The sequence below is a fragment of the Thioclava sp. F36-7 genome (assembly GCF_002020075.1).
Taxonomy (GTDB): Bacteria; Pseudomonadota; Alphaproteobacteria; order Rhodobacterales; family Rhodobacteraceae; genus Thioclava; species Thioclava sediminum.
Genome location: NZ_MPZR01000001.1, coordinates 108,725 through 122,744 on the forward strand (window position 1 = coordinate 108,725; position 14,020 = coordinate 122,744).

General features: G+C 64.8%; 9 protein-coding genes. 1 reads left to right on the plus strand and 8 read right to left on the minus strand.

Annotated elements, in window-relative coordinates; translation table 11 throughout:
- Window positions 1–221 precede the first annotated feature (221 nt).
- The 8 genes from BMI89_RS00335 to BMI89_RS00370 all read right to left on the minus strand — a co-directional run bounded on the left by BMI89_RS00335 (window position 222) and on the right by BMI89_RS00370 (window position 12,953).
- Window positions 222–3,527, minus strand: coding sequence for an error-prone DNA polymerase (locus BMI89_RS00335; protein ID WP_246831958.1), 3,306 nt, complete (start codon window positions 3,525–3,527; stop codon window positions 222–224).
- A gap of 104 nt (window positions 3,528–3,631) precedes the next feature.
- Window positions 3,632–5,107 (minus strand): DNA polymerase Y family protein, encoded by a 1,476-nt coding sequence (locus BMI89_RS00340; RefSeq protein WP_078569389.1) that lies wholly within the window; start codon window positions 5,105–5,107, stop codon window positions 3,632–3,634.
- 96 nt (window positions 5,108–5,203) lie between these two features.
- Complete coding sequence (locus tag BMI89_RS00345; protein WP_078569390.1) at window positions 5,204–6,430, minus strand: glycosyltransferase; 1,227 nt, start codon at window positions 6,428–6,430, stop codon at window positions 5,204–5,206.
- The gene (locus tag BMI89_RS00350) at window positions 6,427–8,037 is read right to left on the minus strand and encodes an ABC transporter ATP-binding protein (RefSeq protein WP_078569391.1); all 1,611 of its coding nucleotides are present in this window, start codon (window positions 8,035–8,037) and stop codon (window positions 6,427–6,429) included. Before BMI89_RS00350 ends, BMI89_RS00345 begins: the two co-directional genes overlap by 4 nt.
- Window positions 8,034–9,146, minus strand: coding sequence for an ABC transporter permease (locus BMI89_RS00355; protein ID WP_078569392.1), 1,113 nt, complete (start codon window positions 9,144–9,146; stop codon window positions 8,034–8,036). The genes BMI89_RS00350 and BMI89_RS00355 overlap by 4 nt, the downstream gene beginning before the upstream one ends.
- Window positions 9,146–10,303 carry an ABC transporter permease subunit gene (locus BMI89_RS00360; RefSeq protein ID WP_078539650.1) on the minus strand — a complete coding sequence of 386 codons (1,158 nt, stop codon included), beginning with the start codon at window positions 10,301–10,303 and terminating at the stop codon, window positions 9,146–9,148. Before BMI89_RS00360 ends, BMI89_RS00355 begins: the two co-directional genes overlap by 1 nt.
- 32 nt (window positions 10,304–10,335) lie before the next feature.
- On the minus strand, window positions 10,336–12,252 hold the full coding sequence (locus BMI89_RS00365; RefSeq protein ID WP_078569393.1) for an extracellular solute-binding protein: 1,917 nt from the start codon (window positions 12,250–12,252) through the stop codon (window positions 10,336–10,338).
- Window positions 12,253–12,404: 152 nt separating this feature from the next.
- Window positions 12,405–12,953 (minus strand): cytochrome c family protein, encoded by a 549-nt coding sequence (locus tag BMI89_RS00370; protein WP_078519577.1) that lies wholly within the window; start codon window positions 12,951–12,953, stop codon window positions 12,405–12,407.
- A gap of 204 nt (window positions 12,954–13,157) precedes the next feature.
- Between BMI89_RS00370 and BMI89_RS00375 the strand changes: the two genes are divergently transcribed.
- Window positions 13,158–14,015, plus strand: coding sequence for a prephenate dehydratase (locus BMI89_RS00375; protein ID WP_078569394.1), 858 nt, complete (start codon window positions 13,158–13,160; stop codon window positions 14,013–14,015).
- Window positions 14,016–14,020 lie beyond the last annotated feature (5 nt).

Sequence of the window (14,020 nt, forward strand, 5' to 3'; positions counted from 1 at the left end):
TAGGCTGAACTCACGCAGCAATATTGCAACGAAAATAGTATCCACAGGGCGCCGAAATCATATGAAACATATATATTTCAGCAACTTAATATCCTTACTTAGCGTCAACAATGAAACTTATCCACAGGGCGTTCTTGACGTAACGGGAACAATTGCGTCCAAAGCGAGGCGAATCGCCGCACCGGGCAAAGTGTCGCGCGACGGTCGGTAGAGGCCGGATTTCAATGGAAATCCCGGCTCGGGAAAAGCCGTTTCGCCTGCTCGCGCGGATGGCGCGCGGTGGTCTGCGGACGGGGTCTCGGGGCGTCGTCCGCCTGGGGTGTGGTGAGGCCCAGAACGTCGTCGAGCGGGTGCCCCAGATCGGCCAGTCGCGGGGACAGATCCTCGATCTTTTCGGCGATCAGATGGACCACCACCCCCTCCCGTTCGAGCCGCCCCGAGACCCGCAGAAGACGCCCGCCCATCACCGCCCGGCGGAACCGCTCATAGAGCTTCGGCCAGACCACGACATTGCTCACGCCGGTCTCGTCTTCCAGCGTGATGAAGATCACCCCGGAGGCCGTTCCGGGGCGCTGTCGGGTGATCACGAGGCCGCAAACCGTGACCCGATTTTGCCGCGTGCCGACCAGTTCGCAATGCGGCGTGAGGCCGGAAATCGAGGGGCGCAGCAGCTCCATCGGATGGGCGCGCAGGCTCAATCTTAGCGCCACGTAATCCTCCACGACCTCCTCTCCCAGATGCATCGCGGGCAGCTCCACGGCCGGTTCGCGCCCCCCTTCCCCATCCATCGGATCGGCAAAAAGCGGCAGCGGCGCGGGCGCGCGGATCGCCTTCACGGCCCAAAGCGCATCGCGCCGCGTGAGGCCGATTCCGGCAAATCCATCGGCCTCGGCGAGCCGTTCGAGCACATGCGGCGGCGTGCCCGCGCGCAGCCACAGGCTCTCGGGATCGGGGTAGCCATTGCCCCGTGCAGCGACGATCCAGCCCGCATCCTCCTCGCGAAATCCCTTGATCTGGCGAAAGCCCAGACGCAGCGCCAGGGCCCCGTCCGCGCGGCGTTCCAGCGAGCTGTCCCAGCCCGAATGGTTCACACAAACGGGCCGCACTTCGACCCCGTGTTCCCGCACGTCGCGCACAATCTGGGCGGGCGCATAAAAGCCCATCGGCTGCGAATTCAGCAGCGCGCAGGCGAAGATCGCGGGGTGGTGGCACTTGAGCCAGGACGAGACATAGGTGAGATGCGCGAAGGCTGCCGCGTGGCTTTCGGGGAAGCCGTATTCGCCGAAGCCCTCGATCTGGGAAAAGCAGCGATCGGCGAAATCGGGCGTGTAGCCGCGCGCCAGCATGCCTTCGACAAAGCGGTCGCGGAAGGTGCCGATCGTGCCCATCTTGCGGAAGGTCGCGAGCGAGCGGCGCAGGCGGTCAGCCTCCTCCGGCGTGAAGCCTGCCGCGACCACCGCGATCTGCATCGCTTGCTCCTGAAACAGCGGCACGCCGAGGGTTTTGCCCAACACGCCTTCCAGTTCCTTGGAAGGAAAATCGACCTTTTCGCGGCCCTGACGGCGGTTGATATAGGGGTGGACCATGCCGCCCTGAATGGGGCCGGGGCGGACGATCGCGACCTCGATCACGAGGTCATAGAAGATGCGCGGACGCATCCGCGGCAGGAAGTTCATCTGCGCCCGGCTTTCCACCTGAAACACCCCCACCGCATCGGCGCGACACAGCATGTCATAGGTCGGCGTGTCCTCCTGCGGGACGGTGGCGAGCGACATATCCAGCTTCTCGTGACCCGCCAGAAGGTCAAAGCTTTTGCGGATGCAGGTGAGCATCCCGAGGCTGAGAACATCGACCTTCAGGATGCCCAAAGTGTCGATATCGTCCTTGTCCCATTCGATGCAGGTGCGCCCCTCCATCGCGGCATTCTCGATCGGACAGAGCGCGTCGAGTCGGCCTTTCGTGATGACGAAGCCGCCGACATGCTGGCTGAGATGGCGCGGAAATCCGATGATCTCGCCGATCAGTTTCAGCGTCTGCGACAGCCGCCGATCGGTGGGGTCGAGGCCCAGCTCGCCCATCCGCGCATGGTCCGGCCCCTTGCCGGAGATCCCCCAGATCTGGCCCGCGAGGCTTGCCGTGACATCGGCGCTCAGCCCCATCACCTTGCCCACTTCGCGGATCGCGGCGCGGGTGCGGAAATGGATCACGGTGGCGCAAAGCCCGGCGCGGTCGCGACCGTAGCGCTCGTAGATCCACTGGATGACTTCCTCGCGGCGCTCATGCTCGAAATCGACGTCGATATCGGGCGGCTCGCCGCGATATTTCGAGATGAACCGCTCGAAGACCATACCGATCTGGTCGGGGCTGACATCGGTGATGCCGAGCGCCCAGCAGATGATCGAATTGGCCGCCGAGCCGCGCCCCTGACACAGGATACCGCGGCTGCGCGCGAAGCTCACGATGTCATGGACGGTGAGGAAATAGGCGGCGAAGCCCAGTTCGGAGACGAGCCGCAGTTCCTTCTCCAGCAACCCCGCGTGACGTTCCGAAATCCCCCCCGGAGAGCGCCGGGCCAGCCCCTCGCGGGCGAGCCGGTCAAGCCGGTCCTGCGCAGGTTCGTTCTGAGCGACCTCATCGGGATATTCGTAGCTGAGTTCGTCGAGATCGAAGCCGCAGCGCGCCGCAATCTCGCAGCTGCGACGCAGGGCTGCGGGGTGGCGACGGTAGAGCCGCGCCATGTCCTCGGCCCCTTTCAGGCGGCGTTCCGCATTGGGCAGCGCGCGGGTGCCAAGCGCGTCGATGGTGCAGCCCTCGCGCAGGCAGGTCAGCACATCGGCCAGTTGCCGGCGCGACCCGCGATGCATCAGCACATCCCCGGTCGCCACCATCGGCGTCGAGGCCCTCAGCGCGAGCGCCGCACAGGCGTCGAACCAGCGCTGATCCGAGCCGTCATAGCGCGGTGGCGCGCCAAGAAAGACCTGCCCCGGATAGCGCCGCCGCATCTCCTGCAGCGGGCGATAGGCACGGGCCAGATCGGCAGGCGGCAGGGCGATCAGGATCATCCCCGCGCAGCCCTCCAGCAGGTCCGCGCGGGTCAGGTGACACTCCCCCTTCCCCGCCCGGCGCTTGCCGCGGGTCAGAAGCTGGCTCAGCCGGTGATAGGCCGCGCGGTCGGTGGGAAGCGCCACCCACTCGACCGGGCAATCGGTCAGCACCAGCCGCGCGCCGACGATCAGCTTCGGCAGTTTCGCGGTTGTGGGCCGGGCCAGATCCTGCGGCGAGCCGATGGGCTGGCGGGAGCTTTCGTCGCGCTGGACTTCCGAGCGGATACGCAGCGCCTCGCCGAGCTCGCGCTTGAGTTCCTTGAGCGCCGAGAAGGCCCGGACCACGCCCGCGAGCGAGTTGCGGTCGGTGATCGCGATGGCCTCGAGGCCCAGCTCGGCGGCGCGCACCATCAGCTCCTCGGGATGCGACGCCCCGGTGAGAAAGGTGAAATTGGAGGTGGTGCAAAGCTCGGCATAGGCCAGCGGAATGGCGGGGGTGTTGGCGGTGGTCACGACCGTGGAGGGGGCGCTGCCCCCGCGCCCGTCGGGCGCCCCCCGGGATATTTGTGCCAAGAGGAAGGGGGCGATCATGCGAACACCCCCTCGACATACCAGCCGGGGTCTTGGGGAGTGTGGAACATCCAGAGCCGCAACCCCTGCCCGGTCTCGACGCGCCAATAGTCGCGCATGCCGCGCCGCCAGTTCGGATCGTCGAACCACCATTCCGGGGTCAGCCGTTCCGGCCCCTCGATGCGTTCCGCGCTGAGCGATTGCCGTCGCCAGCGGAAGCGGCGCGGCGGATCGGGGGCGTCGGAGATGAGCGGCTCGGGCGGGAACAGCCGCAGCGGGCGGGGGGGCGGCTGATGCCAGTTGCCCTCGGGCTCGGTGAAAGCGGCGGGCGCGATCAGGAAGCTGCGCTCGGGAATATGGCTGTCGGCGGGCAGGTAGCGCTGAACGTTTTCCAGCCCGATGCGCAGCCCGATCCGGGTGATGAGATCGCCCAGCTTGTCGCGCCGCTCGGTGGCGATGGCGCCGATCTGACGGGCGGGGAGCGCCTCGACCTGCGTGGCGGCGAGGCGCATCTGGTCGATCCCGAAGCCTGCATCGATATCCTCGATGCCGCGCGCGAACAGCGCCGCGATCCGGGTGGGATCGCGGAGCGGGGTCGCGAGGCGCAGCTCGACCTCCTGACTGGCCTGATCGACGCGGCGCAGGGTGAGGCAGAGCACCCGCGCCCCGGTCTCGTTTTCTTTGAGTTTGACGCAGAGCCGGTCGAGCAGCCGCTCGATCCCCGCCATCACGTCGTCCTGCTGGCCGATCGGTTCGGGCAGGGTCAGGCGGGTGCCGTAATGGGGCGGATCGGCCACGGGCGAGACCTGTTCGGGCAGATCACCCAAAGCCTGATCGAGCCGCGCCATCAGCCCCGCCCCGAAGCGGCGCACGAGGGGCGCGCGCGGTGTGCGGGTCAGATCGCCGATCTCGCGCAGGCCCAGCCGCTGCAGCCCCGTGACCGTGTCATGCGGCAGGCGCAGCGCGGCCACCGGCAGCTTGCCCAGTGCCGAGAGCCGCGCGCCCGGCGCGGCCCGTCCGGGGGCGAAATGCGCCAGCGCCCAAGCCGCGCCGCGCGTATCGGCGAGGCCCAACCGCGCGGTGATCCGGGCGCGCTCCAGCCGGGCGGCCATCTCGGCCATCATCGGCTCCTCCCCGCCCCAGAGGTGATCCGAGCCGGTGATGTCGAGCACCAGACCCTCGTCCTCCAGCCCCACCCACGGGCAATAGCGCGTGGCCCAGCGGCGCAGGGTTTCGAGAAACTGCGCCTCGCGGGCAGGATCGGCGGGCGCGGTCTGCAGCGCGGGGCAGAAGGCCCGGGCCTCGGACAGCGCCATGCCGCGCGCGAGCCCCTGCCCCTCGGCCGCGGCGTTCAGGCAGTGCAGCCGGTCGGTATTACCCTCGCGCAGGACCAGCGCGAAGGGCCCTTCGACGGGCCGTGCCCGAAGAACCCGGTCGCTCGCCAGCCGGGGAAACCAGAGGGTGAGAATACGCCGTGTGCGCCCGTCGAGCATGTCGCTGAGCCTAGGGTTCGAGTCATTTGTTCGTGCTTTGTTCTTTTTAAGTCTCGCAGGACGCGGAGTCGAGTCCGTCTCGCGGAAGGGCGCGTATCAGGGCGTGGCGATCGCGCCCTCGACGAAGGCGATCAGGCGCGGCAGGCAATGGGTGCGCAGGTCGTACCGCTCGAGGATATGGGCGCGGGCCGCCTCGCGCATCGGGGCGAATGTTTGCGGCGTCGCCAGCCCTTCGCTCAGCGCGCGCGACCAGCCGGGGATATCGAAGAAATCCACCAGCCGCCCGGTCTGCCCGTCGGTGATCACTTCGCGCACCGGCGCGGTATCCGAGGCCACGATGGCGCAACCCGCGGCCATCGATTCCATCAGCGACCAGCTGAGCACGAAGGGATAGGTCAGATAGGCATGGGTGCGGCTGACATGGAGCATGTCGACGTAATCGCCGTAAGGGATGCGGCCCAGAAAATGCACGCGGCTCATGTCCAGCCGATCGCGCACCTCGTCGAGGAATTTCTGCTTCCAGCTTTTGGCGTCCTTCGGCGGAGCGCCATAGCTTTGCCCCTCCTCGCCCACGATCAGCACATGAGCCTCGGGCCGCGCGGCGAGCACATCGGGCAGCGCGCGCATGAAGGAGTGATAGCCGCGATAGGGTTCGAGCGAGCGGTTCACGAAGGTCAGAACCTCGTCGCCGGGGCGGAGGGTGAGCGTCGTTCCGGGCACGGTGAAGCGCGCCTGCGGGTTCGGTGCGAGCCGCGCGCAGTCCACCCCGTCATGGCAGATCGTGAGCTTGGCACGTAGCTCCGGCGGGAAGGTCTCGGCCTGAAACTCGGTCGGGGAGAGGCCCGCATCGGCCTGCACCATGGACTGGATCAGATGGGCCGAGCGCGCTGTAGTGGAGATCCGGGTCTCGAGGCTGGGGCGCTGGAACTCGGCGTCGAAATCCGTGTCCATCCCGGTCGTGCGATACATCAGCTCGGCATAGACTAAGAGTTTCGCCTCGGGCCAGACCTCGCGCAGGAACAGCGTCTCGCCCCAGCCGGAATGACCGAGGATCACATCCGGCACATAGCCGTGCTTGTCGCGCAACTGCCGGGCGGCGAGTGCGACCTTTGCCCCGCGCGCGGCGCAATCGGCGTAAAGGCGCGTGAGGCGCGAGGACATCTCGACCGGCGCGGGCTTGCGGTATTTCACCACCTTCACCGGCGAGGGGCGCTGGTTCGTCTCGACCGTCAGGGCCAGAATGTCATGACCGCGTGCGGCCAGAGCCGGTGCCAGATGTACGAACTGGCCCGGGAAGTTCTGGTGAACGAAGAGGATCTTCATGCAATCTCGGGGGTCAGCGAACTCTCCCCCAAGGCGGCCACCATCAACTGGCGGGTATAGGCGGTCTGCGGATTGGCGAAGACCTCCGCCGCGTTGCCCGCCTCGACCACGTCGCCGCGCTTCATCACCATGATCTTGTGGCTGAGCGCGCGCACCACCCGCAGGTCGTGACTGATGAACAGATAGGCGAGGCCGTGGCGCTTCTGCAGGTCGCGCAGCAGGTCCACGATCTGCACCTGCACCGTCATGTCGAGCGCGGAGGTCGGCTCGTCCAGCACCACCACCTTGGGGCGCAGGATCATCGCGCGGGCGATGGCGATCCGCTGGCGCTGACCACCCGAGAATTCATGCGGGTAACGCTCCATCATCGACGGATCGAGCCCGGTTTCCTCCATGATCTCGGCGACCATCTCGCGGCGGTTGCGGCCCGGATCGACACCGTGGACGGTCAGGCCTTCACCGATGATCTGCTCCACCGTCATGCGCGGCGAGAGCGAGCCGAACGGGTCCTGGAACACGATCTGCATGTCGCGGCGCAGCGCGCGCAGCTTGTTCGCCTGCCAGCTGGAGATGTCCTGGTTCTCGTAGATGATCGGCCCTTCGGAGGCGATGAGCCGCATGATCGCGAGCGCGAGCGTGGTCTTGCCCGAGCCGGATTCGCCGACGATGCCCAGCGTCTCCCCTGCCCTCACCGACAGCGAGGCGTCGTTGACCGCCTTCACATGGCCGATGGTCTTGCGCAGCAGACCGCGCTGGATCGGGAACCAGATTTTCAGATGCTCGGTGCGCACCAGTTCGGGCGCATTCTCGGGCACCGGTTCGGCGCGGCCGGTGGGTTCGGCCTCGAGCAGTTTCTTCGTATAGGGGTGCTTGGGGTTGGCGAAGATGTCTTCGGTCTTCCCCTGCTCCACGATCTCGCCATGCTGCATGACGCAGACCCGGTCCGCGATGCGCCGCACCACGCCGAGGTCGTGGCTGATGAACAGCAGGCTCATCCCCATGTCGCGTTTCAGATCGGCCAGCAGCTCGAGAATCTGCGCCTGAATCGTCACGTCGAGCGCGGTCGTCGGTTCGTCCGCGATCAGCAGGTCCGGCCCGTTCGCGAGCGCCATCGCAATCATCACGCGCTGACGTTGCCCGCCCGAGAGCTGGTGCGGATAGTCCTGCAGCCGGTCCGCCGGGTTCTGGATGCCGACCTTGTCGAGCAGGTCGATGATACGTTTCTTGGCCTGCTCGCCGGTGACGCCCTGGTGCAGCGCGAGGCTTTCGCCGATCTGCTTTTCCAGCGTGTGCAGCGGGTTCAGCGAGGTCATCGGCTCCTGAAAGATGAAGCTGATATCGTTGCCGCGCACCTGCATCAGCTCGCGCTCGGTCGCGCCGACCATCTCGCGGCCCTCGTAGCGGATCGAGCCTTCGACTTTTGAATTGCCCCCGACCAGCGCCACGGTCGACAGCGCGGTCACCGATTTGCCCGAACCGGACTCGCCCACCAGCGCGACGGTCTCGCCTGCGTTCACGGTGAAGCTCACGCCCTTCACGGCCGGGGTAAATTTGCCCTCGGAGCTGAAGGCGACCTTCAGGTTTTCGACCTCAAGAACCGGTTTCATCGGAACACCTTTCTGGGATCGAACGCGTCACGGATACCCTCGAAGACGAAGACCAGAAGCGAGAGCATGATGGCGAAGGTGAAGAAGGCCGAGAAGGCCAGCCACGGTGCCTGCAGGTGTTGCTTGCCCTGCAGCGCAAGCTCCCCAAGCGAGGGCGCGGAAGACGGCAACCCGTAGCCCAGATAATCGAGCGAGGCGAGCGCGCCGATCGCGCCGGTGATCACGAAGGGCAGCATGGTCAGCGTGGCCACCATCGCATTGGGCAGGATGTGGCGGAACATGATCACCCGGTCCGACACACCAAGCGCACGGGCGGCGCGGACGTACTCGAAATTGCGCGCGCGCAGGAACTCGGCCCGGACGACGCCCACCAGCGCGGGCCAGCCGAAGAGGATCGAGACCATGACAAGCAGCCAGAAGCTTCGGCCCAGGATCGCGAAGAGGATAATGATGACATAGAGCGCGGGCGTGGAAGACCAGATCTCCAGAATGCGCTGGAAGAACAGGTCCACCTTGCCGCCGAAATAACCCTGTACGGCGCCTGCAGCGATCCCGATGATCGAGCCGATCCCGGTCACGATCAGCGCGAACAGCACCGAGGTGCGGAAGCCGTAGATCACCCGCGCCAGCACGTCGCGCGCGGTGTCATCCGTGCCCAGCCAGTGATCGGCATCGGGGGCCGAGGGCGCGGTGCCCACATCGTTGATCGTGTTGAAGCTGTAGGGGATCGGCGGCCAGAGAAGCCAGCCCTTCTCGATCTTCTCGCCATCGACCTCGCCCGCCTGCAGCGCCTCGTTCGCGAAGGCCTTCGGGTCGTCCGCGTCGAAGCAGCCCTCGGTGCCGCCGGTCTCGATCAGGCATTGCACGGTCGGGTCGCGATAGATCGCCTCGGTGCGGAAATCGCCGCCGAAGGCGGTCTCGGGGTAGAAGTTGTAGATCGGGAAATACAGCTCGCCGCGATAGCTCACCACGATGGGTTTGTCGTTCGCGATGAACTCCGCGAACATCGCGAGGACGAAGAGCACGGCGAAGATGATCGCGGACCAGAAGGCGCGGCGATTGGCCTTGAAGTTGCGCCAGCGGCGTTGGTTGAGAGGAGACAATGCCATCAGCCGGACCTCTTCTCGAAATCGATCCGCGGGTCAACGAAGACATACATCATGTCGGAGATGATGTTCACGACGAGCGAAATCAGCCCGAACATGTAGAGCGTGCCGAAGATCACCGGGTAGTCGCGCTCCACCGCCGCCTGGAAGCCCAGCAGGCCCAGACCGTCGAGCGAGAAGATCGTCTCCACGATGATCGACGCGCCGAAGAAGATACCGAGGAACTGCGCCGGGAAGCCCGCGATCACGATCAGCATCGCGTTGCGGAAGACGTGACCGTAGAGGACCTTCTTCTCGGACAGGCCCTTGGCGCGGGCGGTCATCACGTATTGCTTGTTGATCTCGTCGAGGAAGGAGTTCTTCGTCAGCAGCGTCATGGTGGCGAAGCTCGCGATGGTCGTCGCCGTCACCGGCAGCGCGATGTGCCACAGGTAATCGAGCGCCTTGCCGATCATCGTCAGCTGGTCGAAATTATCCGATGTCAGGCCGCGTAGCGGGAATATCTTGAAATAGCTACCGCCTGCGAACAGCACCATAAGCATCACCGCGAACAGGAAGCCCGGGATCGCGTAGCCCACGATGATCGCGCCGGAGGTCCAGGTGTCGAAGGGCGTGCCGTCGCGCACCGCTTTGCGGATGCCCAGCGGGATCGAGATGATATAGGCGAGGATCGTCGACCACAGGCCCAGCGTGATCGAGACCGGCATCTTGTCGATCACGAGGTTCACGACGCTCTCGTTGCGGAAGAAGCTGTTGCCGAAATCGAAGGTCAGATAGCCCTTCATCATGATCGCGAAGCGCTGCCAGGCGGGGATCTTCTCCTTGTGGCAGGCCGGGTCCGCGAGATCAGGCGTGCCGGTGAACCCGTCATCGCAGACGATCCGCGCGAAGCCCATCTGCACCTCGAGCTGATTGAGCAGCTCGGGAGAGATGCCGCGCGCGCCCTGATAGCCGCTATCCTCGACGCCGCCCTGGTTCTGCGTGCCCGCATCCCCGCCGCCCGAGATATTGCGCATCGAATCCGCCTCGCCCTGCACGCGGGCGATGACCTGTTCGATCGGCCCGCCGGGGACGAATTGCGTCAGCGTGAAGTTGATGATCATGATTCCCAACAAAGTGGGGATCACCATCAGCAATCGCCGCAGGATATAGGCGCCCATGTCCGGCCCTCTGCTCGTTTATCGGCGGTCGCTCAGAGTGCGCCGCTCGCTTTCAGTTTCTTGGCCTTGTCGGCGTCATACCACCAGAAATCCAACTCTCCCAGAGCGTAGGGCGGCAAGTTTTCCGGGTGATCGTACATATCGTAATAGGCGACCGTATAGGTGGGCTTGAACCATTGCGGCACCCAGAAGCGCAGGGCGCGCAGGCTGCGGTCCAGCGCATGGACGCGCGGCAGCAGTTCTTCTTCGGTATTCGCCTCTTCGACCATCCGGATCATCTTGTCGATCGCCGGGTTCTTCAGCCCCATCGCGTTGAACACGTCATCGGTCGAGCCCGAACCGAAATACTGCTGCAGGTTCGAGCCGGGGATTTCGTCCTGACCCAGATGGGTGGTGATCATGTCGAAGTCGTGGCTGCGACGGCGGTTCTCATATTCGCTGTCATCGACGCGATCCATTCTGGCGTCGATGCCGAGCGCGCGCAGGTTCTGGACGTAAGGGTTGATGACACGGTCGAAGGTCTGGCTGTCGTTGAGGATCGCCACGGTCAGCTTCTCGCCCTCGGCGTTGCGGCGCATGCCGTCATCGCCGACCACCCACCCCGCATCTTCAAGCAGCTTCGCCGCCTTGCGCATGTTCTTGCGGTCCAGCTGGCGCTTGCCCGAGACCGGCTGGATCACCGCGTCGTCGGTCAGGATGCCGTCGGGCAGGTCCTTGGCGAGCGGTTCGAGGATTTTCTTCTCCGCGTCCGAGGGCTTGCCCTGCGCCTGCAGCTTGGAATTTTCCCAGAAGCTCTCGACCCGGTCATAGAGCCCGTAGAACAGCGTGTCGTTCGACCACTCGAAATTGAAAGCCAGATCGAGCGCCTCGCGCACGCGGACGTCGTCGAATTTCGGCTCGCGCAGATTGATCGCGAAGCCCTGCCCCGAGGCGATATTGCCGTTGGGCAGCTCCGCCTTCACGACCTCGCCCGACTGCATCGCCGGGAAGTCGTAAGCGGTGGCCCAGATGATCGAACTGGCCTCGTTGCGGAAGGTGTAGGTGCCCGATTTGAAGCCCTCGAAAGCCGATTGGTAATCACCGAAATACTCGACGCGGATCTTGTCGAAATTCGAGCGACCCTTGTTGATCGGAAGGTCCTTGCCCCAATAGTCGGGATTGCGCTTCCAGGTGATCGCGCGATTGCTTTTGACGCTGTCGAACACGTACGGCCCCGAGCCGATGAAGGGCACCGGCGAGGTCTGCGACAGGTCGATGTTCTCCTTTTCGAACTGCACCTTGGAGAAGATCGGCAGCGACGCCACCGATTGGATGATATCGCGGCGCGGGTAATCGGGCTGGAACTCGAAACGGATGTGCGTGTCGTCGATCGCCTCGGCCGATTTGACCTGCTGGGCGATCACCGCGCGGAAGGAGCTCAGCCCTTTGTCGCGCAACTGTTCATAGGAGAAGACCACATCCTGCGCGGTCAGCGGCGTGCCGTCGGAGAATTTGATCCCGTCGCGCAGCGTGAAGACGACCCAATCCTTGCTCGGGGGATATTCGAGGCTCTTGCAGAGCAGGCAATACAGCTCCCCCACCGTGTCGGCGGTGCCCTCCATCAGCGATTCCAGCGGAACCGAGGACAGCGCGGCGGCCCGGCCCTGAATCGAATAGGGATTGTAGTTGTCGAACCCGCCCGGCGCCCATTCCGAGATTTCTCCGCCCTTCGGCGCGTCCGGATTGACGTAATCGAGATGGGTGTAATCGGCGGGATATTTCAGATGTCCGAGCGTCGCGATCCCGTAGGATGTGATCGTGTCGCCGCTTTGCGTGCTGTCTTGTGCATGTGCGCCGAAGGCCAGTCCCGCCCAGATCAGACCCGCTGCAACCAGCCCGCTCAGCGCGCGCGGCGCCACCTGCGTCCAATCCGTATCGATCGCTTTACTCGCCACTCGCGCTTTTGCCATGCACACCTGCTCCCTGCTCCAAAGCGTTTTCGCGTCTGCCTAGCTAAAAGCCTAAGTGCGCAGGGAGCAAGTTACGAATCTGTAAAGCAGGACGGGAAATGCAAAAGGCCGCCCAAAGAGGCGGCCTTGAGAAGATTCGAGAGAGGTTTGCCTCAGTTCGAATTCTCTTGCAGATAGGCGATCACGTCGTTGCGGTCTTCGGGTTTCTTCAGACCGGCAAAGGACATCTTGTTGCCCGGGATGTAGTCTTTCGGGTTCTCCAGCCACGAGTTGAGCGCTTCGAGCGTCCATTCGCCACCGTGGCTCTTGAGGGCGTCCGAATAGGAGAAGTCCCCGACCGAGGCGACCGCGCGACCGACCACACCATCGAGATGCGGGCCAACGCCGTTCTTGCCTTCCATCGAGTGGCAGGCCTTGCACTTGCCGAAGATCTTCTCGCCCTTGGCCGCGTCGCCGGTGCCAAGCTCGATCTGGGCGACTTCCTCTTCCTGAGCCGCGCCATCGCCTGCGTCCTCAGTCGCCAGCAGATCACCGGGGGCTGCGGACATCATGTCCTTCATTTCGTGCTCGCTGCCGCCCGAAGCGTCGTGGCTCTCGCCAACGGTGTAGAGCGCGCTCGAGGCCCAGGCCGTGAGCAGGAAGAACAGCAACGCGCCCAGAAACGCGCCCGCCGCCTTGGTAAAGGTCATGGTATTGAACATGTCTCGTCCCTGATATGCGTCGTCGTCCCGCGCATCTATCCGCACAGGGCCTTTCAGATCAAGGGAACTTTACCAGATGTGATCGGATTTTCAGAGGGTGGATAATGAATGACGCAGCGTGAGCCTCCCGCGCCCCGGCCCTTCCCTTCCGCGCGGGCACGGGCTAGGCAGGGCGCAAGACAAGATCAGTGCGGGGGATTGCACATGAGCCGCCAAGGACAATCGCCGAAAACCGGTCGGATCGCCTTTCAGGGCGAGCTGGGCGCCTATTCGCATCAGGCTTGCCGCGACGCGCGCCCGGACCTCGAGCCTGTCCCCTGCCGCACCTTCGAGGACGTGATCGCCGCCGTGAAGAAAGGCGATGCCGATCTCGCGATGCTGCCGGTGGAGAATTCGACCTACGGGCGGGTGGCCGACATTCACCGCCTGTTGCCGGAATCGGGGCTGCATATTCTCGATGAGGCCTTCGTGCGTGTGCATATCAGCCTGATGGCCCTGCCCGGCGTCGAGATCGAAGAGCTGGAAAAGGTCCGCGCGCATCTGGTGCTTCTGCCGCAGGCGGCGAGCTTCCTCGCGCGCTACGGCATTCGCGGCGAAGCCGCCGCCGACAGCGCGGGCGCCGCCGCCGAGCTCGTGCAGGCGCAGACCCGCAGCGTCGGCGTGCTGGCCTCCGACATGGCCGCCGAGACCTATGGCCTCAACATCCTCGCGCGCCATATCGAGGATCACGCGCATAACACCACGCGCTTCCTGATCATGGGCACCGAGCCCGACCGCCGCCCGCGCGGCGAGAAAATGATGACCACCTTCGTCTTCCGGGTGCGCAACATTCCGGCCGCGCTCTACAAGGCGATGGGTGGCTTCGCGACCAATGGCGTGAACATGACCAAGCTGGAAAGCTACATGGTCGGCGGGCATTTCACCGCGACCCAGTTCTATGCCGATGTCGAAGGTCACCCGGACGATCCGGCGCTGGCGCGTGCGCTCGAAGAACTCGACTACTTCACCAGCTATCTGGAAATTCTGGGCGTTTATCCGGCCGCCCCAGAACGCGACGGCTGAGGATC